The sequence below is a fragment of the Lysobacter sp. Root983 genome (assembly GCF_001429345.1).
Taxonomy (GTDB): Bacteria; Pseudomonadota; Gammaproteobacteria; order Xanthomonadales; family Xanthomonadaceae; genus Lysobacter.
The window spans coordinates 860,970-885,733 of the sequence record NZ_LMJO01000001.1 but is presented as its reverse complement, the minus strand read 5'-3'; the positions used below and the strand labels follow the sequence as shown (position 1 = coordinate 885,733).

General features: G+C 66.9%; 21 protein-coding genes and 1 tRNA gene. All 22 read left to right on the top strand.

Annotated features, from left to right (window positions below; genetic code table 11):
* Window positions 1-729 carry an NADH-quinone oxidoreductase subunit C gene (locus tag ASE43_RS03845; RefSeq protein WP_056175428.1) on the top strand — a complete coding sequence of 243 codons (729 nt, stop codon included), beginning with the start codon at window positions 1-3 and terminating at the stop codon, window positions 727-729.
* A complete protein-coding gene (locus tag ASE43_RS03840; RefSeq protein WP_057159508.1) occupies window positions 726-2,027 on the top strand; it encodes an NADH-quinone oxidoreductase subunit D in 1,302 nt (433 codons plus the stop codon). The genes ASE43_RS03845 and ASE43_RS03840 overlap by 4 nt, the downstream gene beginning before the upstream one ends.
* Window positions 2,028-2,178: 151 nt before the next feature.
* Window positions 2,179-2,706: an NADH-quinone oxidoreductase subunit NuoE gene (gene nuoE, locus ASE43_RS03835; RefSeq protein ID WP_056175422.1), complete on the top strand. Its 528-nt coding sequence runs from the start codon at window positions 2,179-2,181 to the stop codon at window positions 2,704-2,706.
* Between the two features lie 11 nt (window positions 2,707-2,717).
* The gene (nuoF, locus tag ASE43_RS03830) at window positions 2,718-4,085 is read left to right on the top strand and encodes an NADH-quinone oxidoreductase subunit NuoF (RefSeq protein WP_057159507.1); all 1,368 of its coding nucleotides are present in this window, start codon (window positions 2,718-2,720) and stop codon (window positions 4,083-4,085) included.
* The gene (gene nuoG / locus ASE43_RS03825; RefSeq protein WP_057159506.1) at window positions 4,082-6,313 is read left to right on the top strand and encodes an NADH-quinone oxidoreductase subunit NuoG; all 2,232 of its coding nucleotides are present in this window, start codon (window positions 4,082-4,084) and stop codon (window positions 6,311-6,313) included. Before nuoF ends, nuoG begins: the two co-directional genes overlap by 4 nt.
* Before the next feature lie 3 nt (window positions 6,314-6,316).
* The gene (gene nuoH / locus ASE43_RS03820) at window positions 6,317-7,393 is read left to right on the top strand and encodes an NADH-quinone oxidoreductase subunit NuoH (protein ID WP_057159505.1); all 1,077 of its coding nucleotides are present in this window, start codon (window positions 6,317-6,319) and stop codon (window positions 7,391-7,393) included.
* A gap of 15 nt (window positions 7,394-7,408) precedes the next feature.
* Window positions 7,409-7,897 (top strand): NADH-quinone oxidoreductase subunit NuoI, encoded by a 489-nt coding sequence (nuoI, locus tag ASE43_RS03815; protein WP_056175410.1) that lies wholly within the window; start codon window positions 7,409-7,411, stop codon window positions 7,895-7,897.
* 9 nt (window positions 7,898-7,906) lie between these two features.
* Window positions 7,907-8,542 (top strand): NADH-quinone oxidoreductase subunit J, encoded by a 636-nt coding sequence (locus ASE43_RS03810; RefSeq protein WP_057159504.1) that lies wholly within the window; start codon window positions 7,907-7,909, stop codon window positions 8,540-8,542.
* 26 nt (window positions 8,543-8,568) lie between these two features.
* Window positions 8,569-8,865, top strand: a complete 297-nt coding sequence (gene nuoK / locus ASE43_RS03805) for an NADH-quinone oxidoreductase subunit NuoK (RefSeq protein ID WP_148649187.1) — start codon at window positions 8,569-8,571, stop codon at window positions 8,863-8,865.
* Between the two features lie 5 nt (window positions 8,866-8,870).
* On the top strand, window positions 8,871-11,018 hold the full coding sequence (nuoL, locus tag ASE43_RS03800; RefSeq protein ID WP_057159503.1) for an NADH-quinone oxidoreductase subunit L: 2,148 nt from the start codon (window positions 8,871-8,873) through the stop codon (window positions 11,016-11,018).
* A gap of 66 nt (window positions 11,019-11,084) precedes the next feature.
* Window positions 11,085-12,608, top strand: a complete 1,524-nt coding sequence (locus tag ASE43_RS03795; RefSeq protein ID WP_056175399.1) for an NADH-quinone oxidoreductase subunit M — start codon at window positions 11,085-11,087, stop codon at window positions 12,606-12,608.
* A 3-nt stretch (window positions 12,609-12,611) separates the two neighbouring features.
* Complete coding sequence (gene nuoN, locus ASE43_RS03790) at window positions 12,612-14,057, top strand: NADH-quinone oxidoreductase subunit NuoN (RefSeq protein WP_056175397.1); 1,446 nt, start codon at window positions 12,612-12,614, stop codon at window positions 14,055-14,057.
* Window positions 14,058-14,202: 145 nt separating this feature from the next.
* A tRNA-Met gene (locus ASE43_RS03785) sits at window positions 14,203-14,279 on the top strand.
* Between the two features lie 247 nt (window positions 14,280-14,526).
* Window positions 14,527-15,099: a ribosome maturation factor RimP gene (locus ASE43_RS03780; protein WP_057159862.1), complete on the top strand. Its 573-nt coding sequence runs from the start codon at window positions 14,527-14,529 to the stop codon at window positions 15,097-15,099.
* 73 nt (window positions 15,100-15,172) lie between these two features.
* Window positions 15,173-16,660 (top strand): transcription termination factor NusA, encoded by a 1,488-nt coding sequence (nusA, locus tag ASE43_RS03775; RefSeq protein ID WP_056175393.1) that lies wholly within the window; start codon window positions 15,173-15,175, stop codon window positions 16,658-16,660.
* Window positions 16,661-16,880: 220 nt separating this feature from the next.
* Complete coding sequence (gene infB / locus ASE43_RS03770; RefSeq protein ID WP_056175389.1) at window positions 16,881-19,499, top strand: translation initiation factor IF-2; 2,619 nt, start codon at window positions 16,881-16,883, stop codon at window positions 19,497-19,499.
* 5 nt (window positions 19,500-19,504) lie between these two features.
* On the top strand, window positions 19,505-19,876 hold the full coding sequence (rbfA, locus tag ASE43_RS03765) for a 30S ribosome-binding factor RbfA (protein WP_056175386.1): 372 nt from the start codon (window positions 19,505-19,507) through the stop codon (window positions 19,874-19,876).
* A gap of 222 nt (window positions 19,877-20,098) precedes the next feature.
* A complete protein-coding gene (truB, locus tag ASE43_RS03760) occupies window positions 20,099-21,076 on the top strand; it encodes a tRNA pseudouridine(55) synthase TruB (RefSeq protein ID WP_082607081.1) in 978 nt (325 codons plus the stop codon).
* A gap of 47 nt (window positions 21,077-21,123) precedes the next feature.
* Entirely contained in the window at window positions 21,124-21,501 is a 378-nt protein-coding gene (locus ASE43_RS03755) for a hypothetical protein (RefSeq protein WP_057159502.1), read from the top strand.
* Window positions 21,492-21,842, top strand: a complete 351-nt coding sequence (locus ASE43_RS03750) for a hypothetical protein (RefSeq protein WP_057159501.1) — start codon at window positions 21,492-21,494, stop codon at window positions 21,840-21,842. Before ASE43_RS03755 ends, ASE43_RS03750 begins: the two co-directional genes overlap by 10 nt.
* Window positions 21,843-22,111: 269 nt before the next feature.
* The gene (rpsO, locus tag ASE43_RS03745) at window positions 22,112-22,372 is read left to right on the top strand and encodes a 30S ribosomal protein S15 (protein WP_055899718.1); all 261 of its coding nucleotides are present in this window, start codon (window positions 22,112-22,114) and stop codon (window positions 22,370-22,372) included.
* A 276-nt stretch (window positions 22,373-22,648) separates the two neighbouring features.
* On the top strand, window positions 22,649-24,757 hold the full coding sequence (pnp, locus tag ASE43_RS03740) for a polyribonucleotide nucleotidyltransferase (protein WP_057159500.1): 2,109 nt from the start codon (window positions 22,649-22,651) through the stop codon (window positions 24,755-24,757).
* Window positions 24,758-24,764 lie beyond the last annotated feature (7 nt).

The window sequence follows — 24,764 nt, the reverse complement described above, 5'->3', positions numbered from 1 at the left end:
ATGACCGAAACCGTGAACGCTTTCGCCGATCGCCTGCGCGCCCGTTTCCCGGGCGCCGCCGTCGTGGTCGCCCAGCCGCGCGGCGAAGTGACGCTGGAAACCAGCGCCGCCGATTGGCTGGACGCCGCGCGCGCGCTGCGCGACGAGTTCGGCTTCGAACAATGCGTCGACGTCAGCGGCGTCGACTACCTCAGCTACGGCAGCGACGAGTGGGACACCGACGTGTCCTCGGAAGGCTTCTCGCGCGGCGTGGAAGGCAAGAGCGCCGGTCGTTTCGTCTGGGGCGAGTCGCCCAACGGCGTGCCGACCCTGCCTGCGCGCCGCTATGCCGCGGTCGCGCACCTGCTGTCGTACCAGCACAACCGCCGCCTGCGCCTGCGCGCGTTCGCCGACAACGACGATCTGCCGACCGTGGCCTCGCTGACCTCGATCTGGCCGGGCGTGAACTGGTTCGAACGCGAAGCCTTCGACCTGTTCGGCATCATCTTCGAAGGCCACCCGGACCTGCGCCGCATCCTCACCGACTACGGTTTCGTCGGTCATCCGTTCCGCAAGGACTTCCCGCTGATCGGCAACGTCGAAGTGCGTTACGACCCCGACAAGCGCCGCGTGGTCTACGAACCGGTGTCGATCGAGCCGCGCGTCGGCGTGCCGCGCGTGATCCGCGACGACGCCCGCTACCAGACCGCCGTCGGCGAAGCTGCGCAGCGCTCGGAGGTGAAGAAGTGAGCGCTCAACTGCCGGGCAAGGCCAGCGCGACCTCGGGCCTGAACAACGCCGAGATCCGCAACTACACCCTCAACTTCGGTCCCCAGCATCCGGCCGCGCACGGCGTGCTGCGCCTGATCCTGGAAATGGACGGCGAGGTCGTGCAGCGCGCCGACCCGCATATCGGTCTGCTCCACCGCGGCACCGAGAAGCTGGCCGAGTCCAAGCCCTTCAACCAGTCGATCGGCTACATGGATCGCTTGGACTACGTGTCGATGATGTGCAACGAGCACGCTTACGTGCGCGCGATCGAGACCCTGCTGGGGATCGAGGCGCCGGAGCGCGCGCAGTACATCCGCACCATGTTCGACGAGATCACCCGCATCCTGAACCACCTGATGTGGGTGGGTTCGAACGCGCTCGACCTGGGCGCGATGGCGGTGTTCCTGTACGCGTTCCGCGAGCGCGAAGAGCTGATGGACTGCTACGAAGCGGTCAGCGGCGCGCGCATGCACGCGGCCTATTACCGTCCGGGCGGCGTCTACCGCGACCTGCCGGACCGCATGCCCAAGTACCGCGAATCGCCGTGGAAGAAGGGCGGCAGCCTCAAGCGCTTCAACGAATGGCGCGAAGGTTCGCTGCTGGACTACCTCGACGCGTTCACCGACGACTTCCCCAAGCGCGTCGACGAGTACGAGACCCTGCTCACCGACAACCGCATCTGGAAGCAGCGCACCGTCGGCGTGGGCGTGGTCTCGCCGGAACAGGCGCTGGCCTTGGGCATGACCGGGCCGATGATCCGCGGCTCCGGCATCGCCTGGGACCTGCGCAAGAAGCGGCCCTACGCCAAGTACGCGGAGGTCGATTTCGACATCCCGGTCGGCGTGAACGGCGACTGCTACGACCGCTACCTGGTCCGGATCGCGGAAATGCGCGAGTCCAACCGCATCATCAAGCAGTGCGTGAAGTGGCTGAAGGCCAACCCGGGCCCCGTCATCGTCGACAACTTCAAGGTCGCGCCGCCCAAGCGCGAGGAAATGAAGGACGATATGGAAGCCCTGATCCACCACTTCAAGCTGTTCTCCGAAGGCTATTGCGTGCCCGCCGGCGAAACCTACGCCGCGGTCGAGGCGCCCAAGGGCGAGTTCGGCTGCTACCTGGTCTCCGACGGCGCCAACAAGCCGTTCCGCTGCAAGCTGCGTGCGCCGGGTTTCGCGCACCTGTCTTCGATGGACGAGATCGTGAAGGGTCACATGCTGGCAGACGTGGTGGCCATGATCGGCACCTACGACGTCGTGTTCGGCGAGATCGACCGATGAATCCGGGAATCGGGAATAGGGAATGGGGAATCGGCGAAGCTCTGGCTGCCGGAATCGGCGCCGGGCATAACCGGATGGCTTGCCTCGTTCCCCTGTCTTTCCGCTTCTCGCGATTCCCTATTCCCTATTCCCGATTCCCGGCTTCACCCCTATGAAAGCGACTGGCAATTTCGAAACCGCGCAGCATGTCGATCCGATGGCGGCGCTGTCGGACAAGACGCGCGCGCATATCGATCACTGGCTGAGCAAGTTTCCGCCGGATCGCAAGCGTTCGGCCGTGCTGCAGGGCCTGCACGCCGCGCAGGAGCAGAACGGCGGCTGGCTGACCGACGAGCTGATCGCCGCGGTCGCCAAATACCTGGGCCTCCCGCCGGTGTGGGCCTACGAGGTCGCGAGCTTCTATTCGATGTTCGAGACCGAGAAGGTCGGCCGCCACAACGTCGCCTTCTGCACCAACATCAGCTGCTGGCTCAACGGCGCCGAGGACCTGGTCCGTCACGCCGAGAAGAGGCTGGGCTGCAAGCTCGGCGAGTCCACCGCCGACGGCCGCATCTTCCTCAAGCGCGAGGAAGAGTGCCTGGCCGCGTGCTGCGGCGCGCCGGTGGTCGTCGTCAACGGTCATTACCGCGAGAAGCTCGACACCGCCAAGGTGGACGAGATTCTCGACGGTTTGAAGTGAGGCAGGGCCAGATGGCGCATCACGATCACCACGACTATTCCCAGGGCTACGGTCCGGTCGGCCCGGCGCCGCAAGAGCACCAGGTCGTCTACACGACCCTGCACTTCGACACTCCCTGGTCGTACGAGAACTACCTCAAGACCGGCGGCTACGCGGCGCTGCGCAAGATCCTGAGCGAGAAGATGGATCCGGCCGCGGTGGTCGACATGGTCAAGGGTTCGGGCCTGCGCGGCCGCGGCGGCGCGGGCTTCCCGACCGGTCTGAAGTGGAGCTTCATGCCCAAGGGCAGCGGCACCCAGAAATACATCCTGTGCAACTCGGACGAATCCGAGCCGGGCACCGCCAAGGACCGCGACATCCTGCGCTACAACCCGCATGCGGTGGTGGAGGGCATGGCGATCGCCTGCTACGCCACCGGTTCCACCGTGGCCTACAACTACCTGCGCGGCGAATTCCATCACGAGCCGTTCGAGCATTTCGAGCAGGCGCTGAAGGAAGCCTACGAGCACGGCTGGCTGGGCAAGAACGTGCTGGGCAGCGGCATCGACATCGACATCTACGGCGCGCTCGGCGCTGGCGCCTACATCTGCGGCGAAGAAACCGCGCTGATGGAGTCGCTGGAGGGCAAGAAGGGCCAGCCGCGCTACAAGCCGCCGTTCCCGGCCAATTTCGGCCTGTTCGGCAAGCCGACCACGATCAACAACACCGAGACCTACGCCTCGGTGCCGGCGATCATCCGCAACGGCGCCGAGTGGTTTCTCAACCTCGGCAAGCCCAACAACGGCGGTCCCAAGATCTTCTCGGTGTCCGGCCACGTCGCCAACCCGGGCAACTTCGAAATCCGTCTGGGCACGCCGTTCGCCGACCTGCTGGAAATGGCCGGTGGCATGCGCGACGGCCGCAAGCTCAAGGCGGTGATTCCGGGCGGTTCCTCGATGCCGGTGTTGCCGGGCGAGACCATGATGGGTCTGACCATGGATTACGACGCGATCCAGAAGGCCGGTTCCGGCCTGGGGTCCGGCGCCGTGATCGTGATGGACGAGACCACCTGCATGGTCCGCGCCTGCCAGCGCATCGCGCGTTTCTATTTCAAGGAAAGCTGCGGCCAGTGCACGCCCTGCCGCGAAGGCACCGGCTGGATGTACCGCATGCTGACCCGCATCGTCGAGAAGCAGGCCACGCTGGAAGACCTGCAGATGCTGCGCGCCGCCGCCGGCCAGATCGAAGGCCACACCATCTGCGCGTTCGGCGAAGCCGCGGCGTGGCCGGTGCAGGGCTTCCTGCGCCACTACTGGAACGAGTTCGAGTACGCGATCGTGAACAAGCGGTTCCTCGTCGACGATCAGGCCGCCGGCACGGTCGAGAAGGTGGCCGCATGAGCGCCCAGCCGGTAAACCCGAACCTGCCGCCGGATCACGTCACCGTCTTCATCGACGGCGTCGAGATGGCCGCGCCCAAGGGGTCGATGATCATCCAGGCCGCCGACAAGGCCGGCATTGCGATTCCGCGTTTCTGCTACCACGACAAGCTCAGCATCGCGGCCAACTGCCGCATGTGCCTGGTCGAAGTCGAGAAGATGCCCAAGCCCGCGCCGGCCTGCGCTACGCCGGTGATGGACGGCATGAAGGTGGTCACGCGCAGCGAGAAGGCGCTGAAGTCGCAGCGCAACGTGATGGAGTTCCTGCTGGTCAATCACCCGCTGGACTGCCCGATCTGCGATCAGGGCGGCGAATGCGAGTTGCAGGACCTGTCGATGGGCTACGGCCGCTCGGTCAGCCGTTTCGCCGAGCGCAAGCGCGTGGTGCCCGACGAAGACATGGGCCCGCTGGTCGCCACCGAGATGACCCGCTGCATCCAGTGCACGCGCTGCGTGCGCTTCACCGCGGAAGTCGCCGGTACTTACGAGCTCGGCGGCATGTACCGCGGCGAGAACCTGCAGATCGGCACCTACGACGGCAAGCCGCTGACCACCGAGCTGTCCGGCAACGTGATCGACGTCTGTCCGGTCGGCGCGCTGACCAACAAGGTGTTCCAGTTCCAGGCCCGTCCCTGGGAGCTGACCGCGCGCGAGTCGCTGGGCTACCACGACGCCCTGGGCAGCAACCTGTTCCTGCACGTGCGCCGCGGCGACGTGCTGCGCAGCGTCCCGCGCGACAACGAAGCCGTCAACGAGTGCTGGCTGTCGGACCGCGACCGTTACTCGCACCAGGGGCTGTACGCCGAAGACCGCGCCACCGCGCCGATGGTCAAGGACGGCGGCGAATGGCGTGAGACGACGTGGGAAGACGCGATCTCGCGCGCCGCCAAGATCCTGCGCGACAACGGCGCCGACGCGCTGGGCGTGCTCGCCCATCCGGCGACCTCGAACGAAGAGGGCGCGCTGCTGGCGCGCCTGGCCGGCGCCTTGGGCACCGGCAACCTCGATCACCGCATCGCTCAACACGACTTGTCCGACGCCGCCGTCGCCGAAGCCTTCGCGATGCCGGTCGCCGACCTCTCGCAGGCCGACGTGATCGTGATCGTGGGCAGCAACCTGCGCCACGAACTGCCGCTCGCGCACCAGCGCGTGCGCAAGGCCTGGACCCGCGGCGCCAAGGTGCTCGCGGTCAATCCGGTCGATTTCGACTTCACCTTCGACCTGGCCGGCAAGCACATCGTCGCGCCGTCGCAGCTGGCCGCGACGCTCGCCGATGCCGGCCTGCGCGAGGCCGCCAAGGCCGGCACCCGTTGCGCGATCGTGCTCGGCGCGCTGGCCGAGAACGGCCCGCATGCGGCCGCGATCCGCGCCGCGGCGGCCGATTTCGCCGCCGCCACCGGCGCCGCGCTGTGCCGCATCCCGCAGGGCGCCAATGCGCTGGGCCTGAGCCGCCACGGCGTGCTGCCCAGCGCGCGCGACGCCCAGGGCATGCTCGCCGACGCGCGCGGCGCCTACCTGATCTACGGCATCGAGCCGGGTCTGGATTTCGCCGACACCGCCACCGCGTTGAAAGCCTTGGGCCAGGCCCAGGTCGTGGCCTTCAGCCACTACGCCTGCCGCTCGACCCGCGCCGTCGCCGACGTGATCCTGCCGATCGGTTTGCTGCCCGAGATCGACGCCACCCTGACCAACCTCGACGGTCGCGACCAGAGCGCGAGCGCCGGCGGCAAGCTGCCGGGCGAGGCGCGCGCGGGTTGGCGCGTGCTGCGCGCACTGGGCGGCGAGCTCGGCGCGGCCGGTTTCGACTTCACCGACCTGGCCGGTCTGCGCGCCGGCATCCAACCGGTCTCGGTCCAGCCGGCTGCCGGCAAGGCCACGAACACGGCGGGCGAGGGCTTCGAGGTAGCGGCCAGCATCGCGATCTACCGCAGCGACGCCACCGTGCGCCGCGCTGCCGCGCTGCAGTCGCATCCGCTCAACCTTGAACCGCGCGCCGTGTTGCATCCGCTCGACGCGCAGGTCGCCGGCCTGGCCGACGGCACGGTCGGCAAGTTCACCGCCGCCGCCGGCACCGCGACCCTGCCGGTCGCGACCAGCGACAAGGTTGCGCGCGGCACGGTCTGGATCGAAAGCGGCCACGGCGCCACCGCGCCGCTCGGCGCCGGTCGCGTCCAGGCGGGGAGGGCATAAGCCATGACGGACGGTATGTTCACTAGCCAACTGGTCGACCCGACCCGCGAATGGTTCCTGTCGTTCGGCAACGCCGGCGCGGTGGCCTGGATCGTGCTGAAGATCCTGCTGATCGCGATGCCGGTGATCATCACGGTCGCGTTCTACGTGGTCTGGGAACGCAAGCTGATCGGCTGGATGCACGTGCGCCGCGGTCCGATGTACGTCGGCATGGGCATCCTTCAGGCCTTCGCCGACGTGTTCAAGCTGCTGTTCAAGGAAGTGATCCAGCCGGCCCGCGCCGAGCCCTTCCTGTACAAGCTCGCGCCGCTGCTGACCCTGGCGCCCGCGTTCGCGGCCTGGGCGGTGGTGCCGTTCGACACCCGGTTGGTGTTGTCCAACGCCAACGCCGGCCTGCTGTACCTGCTGGCGATGACCTCGCTGGGCGTGTACGGCATCATCCTGGCCGGCTGGGCTTCGAACTCGAAGTACGCCTTCCTCGGCGCGATGCGCGCCGCGGCCCAGGTGGTGTCCTACGAGATCGCGATGGGCTTCGCCATGGTCGGCGTGATGGTCGGCGCCGGCAGCCTCAACCTCACCGAAATCGTGATGGCGCAGTCCGGCAACGCCGGCGCGCTGGAATGGTTCGTGGTGCCGATGCTGCCGCTGTTCGTGGTGTATTTCATCTCCGGCGTGGCCGAGACCAACCGCGCGCCGTTCGACGTGGTCGAAGGCGAGTCGGAAATCGTCGCCGGCCACATGGTCGAGTATTCGGGTTCGGCGTTCGCGCTGTTCTTCCTGGCCGAATACGCGAACATGATCCTGATCAGCTTCCTGACCTCGATCTTCTTCCTCGGCGGCTGGCTGAGCCCGTTCCAGGGCCTGGGCATTCCGTTCCTCTCGGTCGATGGCTGGTGGTGGCTGTTCGCGAAGGTGTTCTTCTTCGCCAGCTGCTTCATCTGGTTCCGCGCTTCGTTCCCGCGCTACCGCTACGACCAAATCATGCGTCTGGGCTGGAAGGTGTTCATTCCGCTCACGATCGCCTGGATCTGCGTGGTCGCCGTCATGGCGTACTACAAAGTGTTCCTGCCGGGCGTGTAAGGACAGGCTCAAGACATGAATCGCATCGTTTCCTACTTCAAGAGCCTGCTCCTGATCGAGCTCGCGCAGGGCCTTGGGCTGACGCTCAAGTACTTGTTCAAGCCCAAGTACACGCTGATGTACCCGATGGAGAAGACGCCGCAATCGCCGCGCTTCCGCGGCGTGCACGCGCTGCGCCGCTACCCCAACGGGGAAGAGCGCTGCATCGCCTGCAAGCTGTGCGAGGCCGTGTGCCCGGCGCTGGCGATCACCATCGACTCGACCAAGCGCGAGGACGGCACCCGCCGCACCACGCGTTACGACATCGACCTGTTCAAGTGCATCTTCTGCGGATTCTGCGAGGAGTCCTGCCCGGTCGACTCCATCGTCGAGACCCACATCCACGAATACCACTTCGACCAGCGCGGACAGAACATCGTCACCAAACAGCAGCTGCTGGCGATCGGCGACCGTCTCGAGCCCGAGATCGCCGAGCGCCGCGCCGCCGACGCCGCCTTCCGCTGAGTGCCTGATATGGATCTCGCCCAGATCGCTTTCTATGTCTTCGCCTTCGCGGCCACCGCAGCCGCGGTGGCGGTGATCAGCGTCAAGAACCCGGTGCACGCCGCGCTCAGCCTGGTGCTGACCTTCTTCTCGGTCGCCTGCGTGTGGATCATCGCCGGCGCCGAGTTCCTCGGCGTGGCCCTGATCCTGGTCTACGTCGGCGCGGTGATGGTGCTGTTCCTGTTCGTGGTGATGATGCTCGACATCGACGTCGCGCCCCTGCGCGAAGGTTATGTGCGCTATCTGCCGGTCGGCCTGCTGGTCGCGGTGGTGATGCTGGTCGAGATGCTGACCCTGATCGGCGTCAAGGCCAATGTCGCCACGCCGCTGACCGCCGATCCGTCCGGCGGCGAGAACACCAAGTGGCTGGCGCGCGCGCTGTTCACCGATTTCCTGCTGCCGTTCGAGGTCGCCGCGGTGATCCTGACCGTGGCGGTGATCGCCGCGGTGATGTTGACCCTGCGCCGCCGTCCGGGCGCCAAGCACCAGAACCCGTCGGAGCAGGCGCGCGTGCGCGCCGGCGACCGTCTGCGCATGGTCAAGATGGACGCGGTCAAGCCGCTGCCGCCCGAACCCGAAGCGCCCGTCGAGGAGGCCAAGCCGTGAGCGAATTCTTCGGAGCCGGTCTGGCCCTGGGCCACTATCTCGCGCTGGGCGCGGTGCTGTTCTGCATCAGCGTCGCCGGCATCTTCCTCAACCGCAAGAACGTGATCGTGCTGCTGATGTCGATCGAGCTGATGCTGCTCGCCGTCAACATCAACTTCGTCGCGTTCTCGCGCCAGCTGGCCGACCCGGCCGGTCAGGTGTTCGTGTTCTTCATCCTGACCGTCGCCGCCGCCGAGGCCGCCATCGGCCTGGCGATCCTGGTCACGCTGTTCCGCAACCGGCGCACGATCAACGTCGCTGAAATCGACACGATGAAGGGCTGACCGGCATGCAACCCGTCGTACTCTCCAAGTCCGTCCTGCTCGCCATCGTGCTCGCGCCGCTGCTGGGCGCGATCGTCGCCGGCCTGTTCCGGCGCCAGGTCGGCCGCGCCGGTGCGCACACCGTCACCATCCTTGGCGTCGCGGTCAGCTGCGCGCTGTCGTGCTACGTGCTGTGGCAGCTGGTCGCGCAGGCCGCGCTGCCGTTCAACGAAAACCTCTACACCTGGTTCCAGGTCGGCGGGATCGAGGCCAACGTCGGCTTCATGATCGACAAGCTGACCGCGATGATGATGGTGGTGGTCACCTTCGTCTCGCTGCTGGTGCACATCTACACCATCGGCTACATGGCCGAGGACCCGGGTTACCAGCGCTTCTTCAGCTACATCTCGCTGTTCACCTTCTCGATGCTCATGCTGGTGATGAGCAACAACTTCCTGCAGCTGTTCTTCGGCTGGGAAGCGGTGGGCCTGGTGTCTTACCTGCTGATCGGCTTCTGGTTCAAGCGCCCGACCGCGGTGTTCGCCAACCTCAAGGCCTTCCTGGTCAACCGCGTCGGCGACTTCGGCTTCCTGCTGGGCATCGCCGGTGTGCTGTGGGCGACCGGTTCGCTGGACTACGGCGTGGTGTTCGCCAAGGCCGGCGAGATCGCCAACCGCACCATCGGCATCTGGGGCGGCAGCCTTGGCCTGTTCGGCCACAGCTGGCAGGTCACCGCCGCGCCGGTGGTCTGGTCGGCCGCGACCGCGATCTGCATCTGCCTGTTCATCGGCGCCATGGGCAAGTCGGCGCAGGTGCCGCTGCACGTGTGGCTGCCGGACTCGATGGAAGGCCCGACCCCGATCTCGGCGCTGATCCACGCCGCGACGATGGTGACCGCGGGCATCTTCATGGTCGCGCGCATGTCGCCGCTGTTCGAGCTGTCGCACACCGCGCTCAACTTCGTGCTGTTCATCGGCGCCACCACCGCGTTCTGGACCGGCCTGATGGGCATCGTCCAGAACGACATCAAGCGCGTGGTCGCGTATTCGACCCTGTCGCAGCTGGGCTACATGACCGTGGCGCTGGGCGTGTCGGCCTACTCGTCGGCGGTGTACCACCTGATGACCCACGCCTTCTTCAAGGCGCTGCTGTTCCTGGCCGCGGGCTCGGTGATCATCGGCATGCACCACGAGCAGGACATGCGCAAGATGGGCGGCCTGCGCAAGTACATGCCGATCACCTACTGGACCAGCCTGCTGGGCACGCTGGCCCTGGTCGGCACGCCGTTCTTCTCGGGCTTCTACTCGAAGGACACCATCATCGAGGCCGCGCACCACGCCGCCAACGGCGCGCATGCGACCTGGGTCTCGCAGTACGCCTATCTGGCGGTACTGGCGGGCGCCTTCGTGACCGCGTTCTACAGCTTCCGTCTGCTCTACATGACCTTCCACGGCAAGGAGCGTTTCCGCGACGCCCACGCCGAGCACGGTCACGACGCGCACCACGATGCGCACGCCCATGACGAGCATGCGCACGACGACCACGGCCACCATGGCGCGCACGAGCCGCACGAGTCGCCGTGGGTGGTGACCCTGCCGCTGATCCTGCTGGCGATTCCGTCGGTGCTGATCGGCTACTTCACCGCCGGTCCGATGCTGTTCGGTACCGACTGGACGGGGCATGTGCCGCAGTTGCCGTACTTCCTGGGCGCGATCGACCTGGAGCCCATGCGCGACACCGTGGCGCTGGTGGGTAAGGAGGCCTGGGAGCATGGCCCTGCGGGATTCGCATGGCATGGCTTCTTCGCCCCTGCGTTCTGGTTCGCGTTTACCGGTTTCGCGCTCGCGACTGCGATGTACCTGATCTGGACCGATCTGCCCGCCAAGGCCCGCAAGCTGTTCGCCTGGCCGGTGCGCGTGCTCGAAGACAAGTTCTACTTCGACAAGCTCTGGATCGAAGGCTTCGCCGGCGGCGGTGTGCGCCTGGGCAAGGCCTCGCGCGAGGTCGACAGCCGCGTCATCGACGGCGGCATCGTCGAAGGCAGCGCGCGCGTGGTCGACTTCGTCGCCGGGATCGTGCGCCGCGCGCAATCCGGTTATCTCTATCACTATGCCTTCGCGATGATCCTCGGCCTGATTGCACTGCTGGCCGTGCTGATTCGTTACTGGCGCTAACAGGACAAGGACCGAGACGTGAGCCCCGAGCCCTTGCTGAGCGTGATTTCACTGAGCACGCCCCCCTTGCTGAGCACCTCTTTGCTCTCCGCGATCATCTGGCTGCCCATCCTCGGCGGCCTGGCCACCTTGGCCTTCGGCAACCAGCGCGCCGGTTCCGCGCGCTGGTTCGCGCTGGCCATCGGCCTGGTGACTCTGGTTCTGAGCGTGCTGTTGTTCACCGGCTTCGATCCGACCAACGCCGGCATGCAGTTCATCGAGGACCGGGCCTGGATCCCGGCCTACGACATCCGCTACCACCTCGGCGCGGACGGCATCTCGGTGGCCCTGATCGGCCTGACCACCCTGGTCACCGTGCTGGTGCTGATCAGCGCCTGGGGCTCGGTCGACAAGCGCGTGAGCCAGTACTACGCGGCCTTCCTGGTCCTGGAAGGCCTGATGGTCGGTGTGTTCTCGGCCATGGACGCGATGCTGTTCTACGTGTTCTTCGAGGGCATGCTGATCCCGATGTTCATCATCATCGGCGTCTGGGGCGGCCCGCGCCGCGTCTACGCCGCGGTGAAGTTCTTCCTGTACACGTTCCTCGGCTCGGTGTTCATGCTGATCGGGCTGATCTACCTGTACCTCAAGAGCGGCAGCTGGCAGCTGGCCGACTGGTACCCGCTGTCGCTGACCGCGACCGAGCAGATGTGGTTGTTCTTCGGGTTCCTGATCGCGTTCGCGGTGAAGGTGCCGATGTTCCCGGTCCACACCTGGTTGCCGGACGCGCACGTCGAGGCGCCAACCGCCGGTTCGGTGATCCTGGCCGCGATCATGCTGAAGATCGGCGGCTACGGCTTCCTGCGCTTCACCCTGCCGGTGGTGCCGGACGCGGGGCAGGAGTGGGCCTGGCTGGTGATCGCGCTGAGTCTGATCGCGGTGATCTACGTCGGCCTGGTCGCCCTGGTCCAGGAGGACATGAAGAAGCTGATCGCGTACTCGTCGGTCTCGCACATGGGCTTCGTCACCCTGGGTACCTTCATCTCCTTCGCCCTGGTGCGCGACTACGGCAACGTCGACGCCGCCCGCCTGGGCCTGCAGGGCGCGATGGTGCAGATGATCAGCCATGGCTTCGTGTCGGGCGCGATGTTCACCTGCGTCGGCGTGCTCTACGACCGCATGCACAGCCGCATGATCAAGGACTACGGCGGCGTCGCCAACGTGATGCCCTGGTTCGCGGCGTTCGTGGTGCTGTTCGCGATGGCCAATTCCGGCCTGCCGGGCACCTCCGGTTTCGTCGGCGAATTCATGGTGATCCTGGCCGCGTTCCAGAAGCACCCGCTGATCGGCTTCGCCGCCGCCACCACCCTCATCATCGGCGCCGCCTACACCCTGTGGCTGGTCAAGCGCACGATCTGGGGCGAGGTCGGCAACGCCCACGTCGCCGAGCTCGAAGACATCAACCCGCGCGAGGCCCTGGTGCTGGGCGTGTTCGCCGCTGGCGTGCTGCTGCTGGGCATCTGGCCCAAGCCGCTCACCGACCTGATGGAACCGGCGATCGCCAACCTGGCGACGCAGATCGCCACCTCCAAGCTGCAGATGGGGCCGTAACACATGAACATGCCTGTACGAGGACTCGCCGACCTGATGCCCTTGCTGCCCGAGCTGGTGGTGATCGTCGGCGCGTTCGCGCTGCTGATGATCGACCTGTTCGTGTCCGAGCGGCATCGCATCGTCAGCCACGCCTTCGCGATCGCGGTGTTGATCGTCGCGACCGCGCTGGTGGCCTTCGGCGTGGGCGGGCAGGGCACGGTGCTCAGTGGCATGTTCGTGCGCGACACCACCGCCGACGTGCTCAAGCTCGCGATCGGCGTGGTCAGCGTGCTGTCGATGCTCTACACCTGGTCCTACCTGCGCGAGCGCGAGCTCTACAAGGGCGAGGTCGCGGTGCTGATGCTGTTCGCCACCGCCGGCATGATGCTGCTGGTCTCGGCCGGCAGCCTGGTGATGGTCTATCTGGGTCTGGAAATGCTGGCGCTGTGCTCGTACGCGCTGGTCGCGATCGACCGCGACAGCCCGTTGGCCTCGGAAGCGGCGATCAAGTACTTCGTGCTGGGCGCGCTGGCCTCGGGCCTGCTGCTGTACGGCCTGTCGCTGATCTACGGCGCCACTGGCTCGCTGGACCTGGGCCAGATCGGCGCCAGCGCCTACGGCAACCCGTCGTCGCTGATGCTGATCACCGGCGTGGTGTTCGTGGTCGCCGGCATCGCCTTCAAGTTCGGCGCCGCGCCGTTCCATATGTGGCTGCCGGACGTCTACCAGGGCGCCCCGACCCCGATCACGCTGTTCATCGGCTCCGCGCCCAAGCTGGCCGCGTTCGGCATGACCTACCGTCTGCTCGAGGTGGGCGCCGGCCCGCTCGACGACCACTGGCGCCTGGCCCTGGCCTGGCTGGCGGTGATGTCGCTGGCGATCGGCAACCTAAGCGCGCTGGTCCAGACCAACCTCAAGCGCCTGCTGGCTTATTCGACGGTGTCGCACGTGGGCTTCCTGTTCCTGGGCATCGCCGGTGGCGGCGAGCAGGGCATGGCGGCGGCGATGTTCTACGCGATCAGCTACTCGCTGATGTCGGCCGCGGCCTTCGGCGCGATCGTGGTGCTGTCCAGCCGCGGCTTCGAAGCCGACCGGATCGACGACTACAAGGGTCTCAACGCGCGCAGCCCGTGGATGGCCGGTCTGGTCCTGTGCGTGATGGCCTCGCTGGCCGGCCTGCCGCCGTTCCTGGGCTTCTGGGCCAAGCTGGCGGTGCTGCGCGCCGCGCTGCAGGGCGGGATGATGTGGCTGGCGATCGTCGGCATCGTGTTCGCGGTGGTCGGCGCTTTCTACTACCTGCGCGTGATCAAGGCGATGTACTTCGACGAGCCCGACGGCGAGCTGCCGCCGCTGCGCGAGGACCGTCCCTTGAACGTGGTCTTCGGCGTCAATGCGCTGGCGCTGTTGGCGTTGGGCCTGGCCTGGAACCCGATCATGGCCTGGTGTCAGAAGGCTTTCGCGGGCTGAAAAATTAATTCGTGTTCGGCGCTTGAAACCCGGCCGAATGCCTATATGTTGTGTGTCGCGGCAAACCCCAATCACTGGATGTTGAAAATAAAAGTGAATGCGGGCTTGCAGGAAGGTTAGCCGGCCGTTATGATGGTCGGCCTGATGCGGGGTGGAGCAGTCTGGCAGCTCGTCGGGCTCATAACCCGAAGGTCGCAGGTTCAAATCCTGCCCCCGCTACCAGCTTCGGTTCGAAGCCGCCGGTTCAACGGCGGTCGCAAGAAGCCTCTTCACCGGGGCTTTCTTTTCGAACCAGGTCGGGCTTTGTGATGGCGCTCTGCTCGCGCCAACACACCGAAATCCAGTTGTACGGACAAGGGGCCCACCGGGCCCCTTGTTGTTTTTCGCGTTCGGATTTCGCAAACAACGTTCAACCAGCGGTCGATCCCGCAAGCGCCGTCGATCGACCGAAGCCGCAGGAGTCATGCGCGTGTCGGATAAAGCAGTCCAAATCGCCGCGATGCTCGCCCCGACGATTCGTTCGCTGGGCGTGGAGCTGCTCGGCGCCGAATACCTGCCGTCGCCCGGCAGCGCGGTGCTGCGCCTGTACATCGACGTGCCCGCCGACGACGCCAGCGGCGCCGACGGCGAGCCGCGTCTGGTCACCATCGAAGACTGCGAAGCGGTCAGCCGCGAAGTGTCGGCGCAGCTCGATGTCGAAGACCCGATCAGCGGCAACTACACCCTCGAAGTGTCGTCGCCGGGCATCGACCGCCCGCTGTTCGCGCTGGACCATTACGCGCGCTTCGCCGGTCAGACCGCCAAGGTCGGCCTGAAGCTGCCGCACGAAGGCCGGCGCAGGCTGCAGGGCGAGATCGTCGGCGTGGAGGGCGCGCAGGTGGTGTTCGCGATCGATGGCGTGCGTTTCAGCGTGCCGTTCTCGAATATCGACAAGGCGCGGCTGGTGCCGGACTGGGCCGCGCTGGGCCTGGCGCCGACCAAGCCGGGCAAGCCCAAGCCGAAAGACGGCAAGAACAAACCGACGAAGCCCAAAGCTTCGTAACGACCGCTATCCAACGAGCATTAACCAACCCTAGAGCCGGCGGCCCGCGAGCCGACCCGTGCGGAGTGACGAGATGAGCAAGGAACTGTTGCTGGTAGTTGACGCAGTCGCCAACGAAAAGGGCGTGCCGCGCGAGGTCATCTTCGAAGCCATCGAGGCTGCGCTGGCGTCCGCCGCCAAGAAGCGCTATCACGACGAGGACGTGCTGGTGCGCGTCTCCATCGATCAGAAGGACGGCAGCTACGAAACGTTCCGCCGCATGGAGGTCGTGGCCGACGACGTGGTGATGGAGTCGCCCGACCGCCAGGTGCGCCTGATGGATGCGGTCGACGAGGTCGAGGGCGTCGAGGTCGGCGACTACATCGAAGAGCAGATCGAGAACCCGGACTTCGGCCGCATCGCCGCCCAGGCCGCCAAGCAGGTCATCGTGCAGCGCGTGCGCGAGGCCGAGCGCGCCCAGGTCGTGGACGCGTGGAAGGATCGCGTCGGCGAGCTGGTCACCGGCATCGTCAAGCGCGTTGAGCGCGGCAACATCTATGTCGACCTAGGCGGCAACGCCGAGGCGATCATTCCGAAGGACAAGGGCATCCCGCGCGACGTGCTGCGCGCCGGCGACCGCGTGCGCGGCTACCTGTTCGACGTGCGCACCGAGCCGCGCGGCCCGCAGCTGTTCATCAGCCGCGCCGCTCCGGAATTCATGATGGAGCTGTTCAAGCTGGAAGTGCCGGAAGTCGGCCAGGGCCTGGTCTCGATCAAGGCCTGCGCGCGCGATCCGGGCGACCGCGCCAAGATCGCCGTGCTCGCGCACGATAACCGCACCGATCCGATCGGCGCCTGCATCGGCATGCGCGGTTCGCGCGTGCAGGCGGTGTCCAACGAGCTCAACGGCGAGCGCGTCGACATCGTGCTGTGGTCGGACAACCCGGCCCAGTTCGTCATCAACGCGATGGCGCCGGCGGAAGTGCAGTCGATCATCGTCGACGAGGAAAAGCATTCGATGGACCTGGCCGTGGCCGAGGACCGTCTGGCCCAGGCGATCGGCAAGGGCGGCCAGAACGTGCGTCTGGCCAGCCGCCTGTCGGGCTGGCAGCTCAACGTCATGACCCAGGACCAGGTCACCGCCAAGTCGGAGGCCGAGCAGAATTCGGCCCGCCAGCTGTTCCAGGACAAGCTGGAGGTCGACGAGGAAATCGCCGGCATCCTGGTCTCGGAAGGCTTCAGCACGGTCGAGGAAATCGCCTACGTGCCGGTCGGCGAGCTGCTGGCGGTCGAAGGCTTCGACGAGGACATCGTCGAGGAACTGCGCGCCCGCGCCCGCGACGCCCTGCTGAACGAGGCCCTGGCCGCCGAGGAAGAGCTCGACGAGCACCAGCCGGCCGAGGATCTGCTGTCGCTGGAAGGCATGGACGACGAGCTCGCCTATGTCCTGGCCGGCCGCGGCGTGGTCACGCGCGACGATCTGGCGGACCTGGCGACCGACGAACTGACCGATATCGAAGGTATGGACGAAGCCCGCGCTGCGGCCCTGATCATGGAAGCGCGCAAGCACTGGTTCGAGTGAGGATTTAGCTTCAGGTCGGAAGAGGTCCCTGGCGGGCGTCTTCCGGCACCCCGGATCGCGGCTAGCGCCCTGATCCGGCTTCGCTGGACCGGGCATGGGCCCGGTCCGCGGGCAGGCCATCCGGGTCTGCGCGGCGCCGAGGTGTTGGGCGCTGCGCGGGGCTAGAATGGCGCCATCACGCGCGGGATGCGTCCCGCGCCACGAAGGAAACGGACACCGAATGTCGCAGCAAACCACCATCCGCAAGCTGGCCGAACTGGTGAACACGCCGGTCGAGAAGTTGCTGGAGCAGCTGGCCGAGGCCGGCATGAGCTTCAGCGGCCCCGACCAGGTCGTGACCAGCATCGAGAAAGTAAAGCTGCTCGGCTTCCTGAAGCGCTCGCACGGCAAGGTCGACAAGCCCGCCGAAGAGAGCGAAGCGGCGAAGAAGATCACGCTCAACCGCAGCCGCAAGCAGGAACTCACCGTCGGTGGCGGCAAGAACCGCACCACCGTCGACGTGGTCGTGCGCAAGAAGGTCACCCTGGTCAAGCCGAACGAGGCCCAGGGCGACCCGACCGACGAGCGCGCCGAGATCCTGCGCAAGCTCGAAGAGTCCAAGCAGCGCAACCTCGCCGAGCAGCAGAAGCTGGCCGAGGTCGACAAGCGTCGCGCCGAAGCCGCCGATGCCGCCCGCCGCGAAGCCGAAGAGGCTGCGCGCGCCAAGGCCGAGGAAGAGCAGAAGGCCAAGCTCGCCGACGTCAGCGCGGTCGTGCCGGCCGAGGACGACGAAGCGCCGGTGCGCAAGCCGCCGACCACCCACGGCCACGGCCATCCGAAGCCGGCGCCCGCGCGTCCGGAACCGGCCCGCGTGGACGACCGCAACAACCCGCGCCACAAGACCCGCGGCTCGCACGCGATGGTCGCCGGCGTCGAGGACGACGATGCCGCCAACCGCTTCGCCGGTCAGCTGCACCTGAGCGCCTCCGACCGCGCCCGCCGCACCAGCAGCACGCGCGGCAAGTCCAAGCCGCGTCGTCAGGCCGAGCAGAGCCGCTCCGGCGGCGGCGCCCACGGCTTCTCCCGTCCGACCGCGCCGATCGTGCGCGAAGTCGCGATCGGCGAGACCATCACGGTCGCCGACCTGGCCCAGAAGCTCGCCCTCAAGGGCGGCGACGTGGTCAAGGCGCTGTTCAAGATGGGCGTCATGGCGACCATCAATCAGGGCATCGATTACGACACCGCCGCACTGGTGACCGAAGAACTCGGCCACACCGTCGTCCGCACCAACGTCAATGCCGCCGAGGACGCGCTGATCGCGCACGCCGAGGAAGTGCAGGGCGACCGCGTCGCGCGTCCGCCGGTGGTCACGATCATGGGTCACGTCGACCATGGCAAGACCTCGCTGCTGGACTACATCCGCCGCACCAAGGTCGCCTCGGGCGAAGCCGGCGGCATCACCCAGCACATCGGCGCGTACCACGTCGAAACCGCTCGCGGCGTGATCAGCTTCCTCGACACGCCCGGCCACTCGGCCTTCACCTCGATGCGCGCGCGCGGCGCCAAGCTGACAGACATCGTCGTGTTGGTGGTGGCCGCCGACGACGGCGTCATGCCGCAGACCAAGGAAGCCGTGCAGCATGCGCGGGCGGCCGGTGTGCCGCTGATCGTGGCGATCAACAAGATCGACAAGTCCGGCGCGGATCCGCTGCGGGTCAAGAACGAACTGCTGACCGAGCAGGTGGTCGCCGAAGAGTTCGGCGGCGACACCCAGATGGTCGAGCTGTCGGCCAAGACCGGCGACGGCGTCGACGATCTGCTCGATGCGATCTCGCTGCAGGCCGAAGTGCTGGAGCTGCTTGCGGTGCCGGTCGGTCGCGCCACCGGTACGGTCATCGAATCCTCGCTCGACAAGGGCCGTGGCCCGGTCGCCACCGTGCTGGTCCAACAGGGCCAGCTCAAGAAGGGCGACTACCTGGTCTGCGGCGTGCAGTACGGCCGCGTGCGCGCGCTGTTCGACGAGAACGGCAAGCAGGTCGAGTTCGCCGGACCGTCGATTCCGGTGCAGGTGCTGGGCTTGTCGGGCGTGCCCGACGCCGGCGACGATTTCGTGGTGGTCGAGGACGAGCGCCTGGCCAAGGACGTCGCCCAGCAGCGCGACACCAAGCGCCGCGAATCGCGCCTGGTCGCCGCCGCCGGCAACCGCATGGAAGACATCATGGCCCAGATGGGCAAGGGCGAGGGCCAGCTGAGCCTCAACCTGGTCATCAAGGCCGACGTGCAGGGTTCGGTCGAGGCGCTGCGCCAGTCGCTGATGGCGCTGTCCAACGATCAGATCCGCATCAACGTGATCAGCTCCGGCGTGGGCGGCATCACCGAGTCCGACGCCAACGCCGCGGCCACCGCCAAGGCCACCGTGATCGGCTTCAACGTCCGTGCCGACGCCTCAGCGCGCCGCATCATCGAGGGCAACGGCGTCGACCTGCGTTACTTCTCGATCATCTACGACGTGATCGACCAGGTGAAGCAGGTGGCTTCGGGCATCCTCGGCGTCGAGATCCGCGAAGAGATCATCGGCATCGCCGAAGTGCGCGACGTGTTCCGCAGCTCCAAGTTTGGCGCGGTCGCCGGCTGCATGGTGGTCGAGGGCGTGGTCAAGCGCTCCAAGCCGATCCGTGTGCTGCGCGATAACGCTGTGGTCTTCGAGGGCGAGCTGGAATCCCTGCGCCGCTTCAAGGAGAACGTCGACGAAGTGCGTAACGGCACCGAGTGCGGCATCGGCGTGAAGGCGTACAACGACGTCAAGCCGGGCGACCAGATCGAGTGCTTCGAGCGTATCGAAGTGCAGCGCACGCTGTAATCGAAATGGCGCAGAAGACGTTCTATCGCAGCGATCGCGTTTCCGCCCAGCTCCGTCGCGAGCTGGGCCGGATCGTCCACGAGGCCGTGCGCGAGCACGCCCTGCCGTCGGTCAGCGTGTCCGATGTCGAGGTCACGCGCGACCTGGCTCACGCCAAGGTGTTCGTGACCGCTCTGCAGGCCGAGCGCTCCAAGGAAGCGGTCAAGGCGCTGAAGCTGCTTTCGCCGCAGCTGCGTTTCCAGCTCGGCAAGGCGATGAAGCTGCGGCATGTGCCGGAGCTGCATTTCCACTATGACGACTCGGTCGATCGCGGCGAACGCATCGACAACCTGCTGCGCGATCTGCCGCCGCAGGAGCCGGAGTCCGGACAGGACTGAGTTCCTCTCGAACGACCTCGCGCCGCGCCCGCTTCCCGTGGGAGCGGCGTGAGCCGCGATCGGTGCTCAATCGGTTACCCACTGGCTATGCGGTCGCGGATTCGCGATCGCGGCTCACGCCGCTCCCACAGCGGGGCGGTAGGCGATCCCTCCCCATTCCGTCGCGCCCCGGTACCCGCCAGCCGGGCTGGTGCCGGCCGCCATCGCTCCTACAATGCCCGCATGAGCAAGAAGCCTCGCACCGTGTTCCGGGCCCTAGACGGGCTGCTGCTGCTCGACAAGCCGCCGGGCCTGAGCTCGAACCAGGCCCTGCAGCAGGTGCGCCATCTGTTCCGCGCCGACAAGGGCGGCCACACCGGCAGCCTGGATCCGCTCGCGACCGGCTTGCTGCCGCTGTGCTTCGGCGAAGCCACCAAGATCGCCGGCCTGCTGCTGGGCGCGCGCAAGGCCTACGAAACCGAAGCCGTGTTGGGCGCGGTCACCGACACCGACGACGCCGACGGCGCGCTTCTGCTCGAGCGGCCGGTGCCGGAACTGGACGAGGCCACGATCGAAGCGGCGCTGGCGCCCCTGCGCGGCGAGATCCGCCAGCGCGCGCCGATTTATTCCGCGCTCAAGCAGGGCGGCGAACCGCTGTACGCCAAGGCCCGCCGTGGCGAAGCCATCGAGGCCCCCGAACGCGACGTCAGCGTGCATGCGCTGCGCGTGATCGAGCGCGACGGCGCGCGCCTGCGCCTGCACGTCGAATGCGGTTCCGGCACCTACGTGCGCAGCCTGGTCCGCGACCTCGGCGAAACCCTGGGCTGTGGCGCGCACGTGGCCACGCTGCGCCGGCTCTGGGTCGAACCCTTCGCCCAGCCGCGCATGTACACCCTGGACGAACTGCGCGCCCTGGCCGAGCAGGGCGAGGCCGCGCTCGATGCCTGCCTGCTGCCGATCGAGGCCGGTCTGGTCGGGTTCGAGCGGGTGCAGCTGGACGCACAGGCCCAGCGCCGGATCGGCTACGGCCAGTCGGTGGACTGCGCCGAAGGCGAGCCGGGCTTGGTCGCGGTGTTCGGCGAGGACGGTCGCTGCCTGGGCCTGGGCCAGCGCGACGCCGGCCGCCTGCAACCGCAGCGGCTGTTCCGCTGGGCGGTCTTGAGCGGCAGCCCGGGCGCGGCTACCGTTGCCCAGGAGCAGGCGCCCGGCACGGACGCGTGAGGCGCGGCCGGCGTCGGCGTGTTCAGGGATGGGGTAGGGGATCGATCATGAAGCGCTTGAACCCGATGCTGACGACGGTACTGCTTGCCGCCGCGCTGCCCGCCTGGGCGGTGGAGCCCGCGCCGGCTAAGGCGCCCGTCGACACCACCCACCCGCAGGCGGTGATCGCGGCCTCGGCCGAGTGCAGCCGCCGTCAGGACTGGCTGTGTCTGGCCCGGCTGATGGACCCCGCCGAGCTCAAGGACCTGCGCGACCTGATGGGCGAGATGGTCGTGGGCGCCACTTCCCATCGGCGCTCGACGGGCACGTTCAATGGCAGGACTCCGGAGCAGCTTGAGCGCCTGAACGATGCCGAGTTCTTCTCGGCATTCACGGCCGGCGCGACGCGCGAAGCGGGGGGATCCGTATCGACAACGTGCAGGTGATCGGCGGCATTTCCGAGGGCGAGGACCAATACCACGCGGTCACCCGTACCGTCATGCGCTCCAAGCTGGGCGGTACGCCCGTGACCGTGGTGAGCGTCACCAGCCTGCGTCGCATCGACGGTCATTGGCGTTTGCAACTGGGCGACATACGGGCCATGGTCGAAGGGCTGCGGCGCACGCGGGCGGCCGAAGTACAGCTCGAAGATATTTGGCAGCAGCGGCTCAAGGCGGGCCAGGCGGAATCTCCGGAAGCGGCCACCCTGGAGGCGGCGCAACAGGCCGTAGACCTACTGCGCGAGGCCGAGGTGAAGACCGAAGCTGAACGCGAGGCAGGCGACTGACTGCCTGCAAGCGCAACCGAGGCCGAGGCGTCGGCGCGAGCGGTCCGCCGTCGCCTGCCGGGCCTCAGGCCCCTTGCGCGGCCGCCCGCGATTCAGGTCGCATTCGCCGCCGCGGGCTGGTACAATTCCGCCGCTTTTCAAGCACTTCCCAAGCACTTGGGCTTGAACGGCATCCCTATCCAATAGCAAACGGCGAGCCAGGCGGTGCGTCGGAGCGGCAAGTCCGCGACCGATTCGCTTCTGCAGGCCACGCATCGAAGAGAACATCAATGTCCATCGACACCAGCAAAGTCATCGAAGATAACAAGCGCGGCGCCAACGACACCGGCTCGCCGGAAGTCCAGGTCGCCCTGCTCACCGCTCGCATCGAACAGCTCACCGGTCACTTCAAGCTGCACAAGCAAGACCACCACAGCCGGCGCGGCCTGCTGCAGATGGTCAACCGCCGTCGCAGCCTGCTCGACTACCTGAAGCGGAAAGACAACGAGCGTTACAAGGCCCTGATCGAGAAGCTCGGTCTGCGCCGCTAAACATACCGACCGCGGCGCAGTAATGCGCCGCGGTTTCTTTTGCGGGATCGGAATCTCCGGAACCGCGCCCGCGGCGATGCAGGATGCAGCGCCAGCCGATCGGCCCAGGACCGCTACGGTCCAGTCCGCTTCGGCCCAGGTCCGGCGCCGCCGGACCGCGTGACCGGTCGGGGCGGATGCCCTGGCCAGGATGCACACCAAACCGCAGGCCGTTAGCCGGCCGACCGGGTGGGGCAAGGGCCCCGACCGGAACGTATCGAACCGAAGGAACCCAACGTGGCAAAAATTACCAAGACCTTCCAGTACGGCAACCATCAGGTGACCCTGGAGACCGGCGAAATCGCCCGTCAGGCCGGCGGCGCCGTCATCGTCAAGATGGAGGACACCGTGCTGCTGGTGACCGCCGTCGCCGCCAAGAGCGCGCGCGAGGGCCAGGACTTCTTCCCGCTCACCGTGGATTACCAGGAGAAGTTCTACGCCGGCGGTCGCATCCCGGGCGGCTTCTTCAAGCGCGAAGGCCGTGCGACCGAGAAGGAGACGCTGATCTCGCGTCTGATCGACCGTCCGATCCGTCCGCTGTTCCCGGAGGACTACCGTAACGAAGTCCAGATCATCGCCACGGTCATGTCGATGAATCCGGAAATCGACGGCGACATCCCGGCCCTGATCGGTGCCTCGGCCGCGCTCGCGCTGGCCGGCACCCCGTTCCAGGGCCCGATCGGCGCCGCCAAGGTCGGTTACAAGAACGGTCAGTACCTGCTCAACCCGACCGCTTCCGAGCTGGCCGAGTCCGAGCTCGAGCTGGTCGTCGCCGGCACCTCCAACGCGGTGCTGATGGTCGAATCCGAAGCCAAGATGCTGTCCGAGGACGTCATGCTGGGCGCGGTGATGTTCGGTCATCGCGAGATGCAGAAGGTCATCAACGTCATCAACGAGCTCGTCGTCGAAGCCGGCACCAAGCCGTCCTCGTGGGAAGCTCCGGTGAAGAACGACGCCCTGATCGGCGCGCTCAAGGAAGCCGTGGGCGACCAGCTCGCTTCCGCGTTCCAGGTCCGCGACAAGCTGCAGCGCCGCGACGCCATCGGCGCGATCAAGAAGGACGTGATGCAGCGTCTGGCCGGCCGCGCCGAAGCCGACGGCTGGAGCAGCTCGGAACTGTCGAAGGAATTCGGCGAGCTCGAGTACCAGACCATGCGCAACTCGGTGCTCAGCACCAAGGTCCGCATCGACGGCCGCGCCCTCGACACCGTGCGTCCGATCGCCTCGCGCGTCGGCGTGCTGCCGCGTACCCACGGCTCCTCGCTGTTCACCCGCGGCGAAACCCAGGCCATCGTGGTCGCCACCCTGGGCACCGCGCGCGACGGTCAGATCATCGACGCCGTCTCCGGTGAGTACAAGGAACACTTCCTGTTCCATTACAACTTCCCGCCTTACTCGGTCGGTGAAGCCGGCCGCATGATGGGCCCGAAGCGCCGCGAAATCGGCCACGGCCGCCTGGCCAAGCGCGGCGTGCTCGCCGTGATGCCGACCATGGAAGAGTTCCCGTACACGATTCGCATCGTGTCGGAAATCACCGAGTCGAACGGCTCGTCCTCGATGGCTTCGGTCTGCGGCAGCTCGCTGGCGCTGATGGATGCCGGCGTGCCGATCAAGGCGCCGGTCGCGGGCATCGCGATGGGCCTGGTCAAGGAAGGCGACAACTTCGTCGTCCTGTCCGACATCCTGGGCGACGAGGATCACCTCGGCGACATGGACTTCAAGGTGGCCGGTACCAGCGCGGGCATTTCCGCCCTGCAGATGGACATCAAGATCCAGGGCATTACCGAAGAGATCATGCAGGTCGCGCTGGGCCAGGCCAAGGCCGGTCGTCTGCACATCCTGGGCGAGATGGCCAACGCCATCACGACCTCGCGTTCGGAGCTGTCCGAGTACGCGCCGCGTCTGCTGACCATGAAGATCCACCCGGACAAGATCCGCGAAGTGATCGGCAAGGGCGGCTCGACCATCCAGGCGATCACCAAGGAAACCGGCACCCAGATCGACATCCAGGACGACGGCACCATCGTCATCGCTTCGGTCAACGCCGCCGCCGCGCAGGCCGCCAAGGCGCGCATCGACCAGATCGTGTCCGACGTCGAGCCGGGCCGCATCTACGAAGGCAAGGTCGCCAAGATCATGGACTTCGGCGCCTTCGTGACGATCCTGCCGGGCAAGGACGGTCTGGTCCACGTGTCGCAGATCTCCAACGAGCGCGTCGAGAAGGTCAGCGACAAGCTCAAGGAAGGCGACGTGGTCAAGGTCAAGGTGCTGGAAGTCGACAAGCAGGGCCGCATCCGCCTGTCGATGAAGGCCGTCGAGGAAGGCGAGGGCGTCGTGGCCGAGTAATCGCCGC

Excerpts from the sequence above, each read along its gene's own strand:
- ASE43_RS03845 (WP_056175428.1), top strand. The coding sequence starts at position 1 with ATGACCGAAACCGTGAACGCTTTCGCCGATCGCCTGCGCGCCCGTTTC.
- nuoE (WP_056175422.1), top strand. The coding sequence starts at position 2,179 with ATGAAAGCGACTGGCAATTTCGAAACCGCGCAGCATGTCGATCCGATG.
- nuoF (WP_057159507.1), top strand. The coding sequence starts at position 2,718 with ATGGCGCATCACGATCACCACGACTATTCCCAGGGCTACGGTCCGGTC.
- nuoG (WP_057159506.1), top strand. The coding sequence starts at position 4,082 with ATGAGCGCCCAGCCGGTAAACCCGAACCTGCCGCCGGATCACGTCACC.
- nuoH (WP_057159505.1), top strand. The coding sequence starts at position 6,317 with ATGACGGACGGTATGTTCACTAGCCAACTGGTCGACCCGACCCGCGAA.
- nuoI (WP_056175410.1), top strand. The coding sequence starts at position 7,409 with ATGAATCGCATCGTTTCCTACTTCAAGAGCCTGCTCCTGATCGAGCTC.
- ASE43_RS03810 (WP_057159504.1), top strand. The coding sequence starts at position 7,907 with ATGGATCTCGCCCAGATCGCTTTCTATGTCTTCGCCTTCGCGGCCACC.
- nuoL (WP_057159503.1), top strand. The coding sequence starts at position 8,871 with ATGCAACCCGTCGTACTCTCCAAGTCCGTCCTGCTCGCCATCGTGCTC.
- nuoN (WP_056175397.1), top strand. The coding sequence starts at position 12,612 with ATGAACATGCCTGTACGAGGACTCGCCGACCTGATGCCCTTGCTGCCC.
- nusA (WP_056175393.1), top strand. The coding sequence starts at position 15,173 with ATGAGCAAGGAACTGTTGCTGGTAGTTGACGCAGTCGCCAACGAAAAG.
- infB (WP_056175389.1), top strand. The coding sequence starts at position 16,881 with ATGTCGCAGCAAACCACCATCCGCAAGCTGGCCGAACTGGTGAACACG.
- rbfA (WP_056175386.1), top strand. The coding sequence starts at position 19,505 with ATGGCGCAGAAGACGTTCTATCGCAGCGATCGCGTTTCCGCCCAGCTC.
- truB (WP_082607081.1), top strand. The coding sequence starts at position 20,099 with ATGAGCAAGAAGCCTCGCACCGTGTTCCGGGCCCTAGACGGGCTGCTG.
- ASE43_RS03755 (WP_057159502.1), top strand. The coding sequence starts at position 21,124 with ATGAAGCGCTTGAACCCGATGCTGACGACGGTACTGCTTGCCGCCGCG.
- rpsO (WP_055899718.1), top strand. The coding sequence starts at position 22,112 with ATGTCCATCGACACCAGCAAAGTCATCGAAGATAACAAGCGCGGCGCC.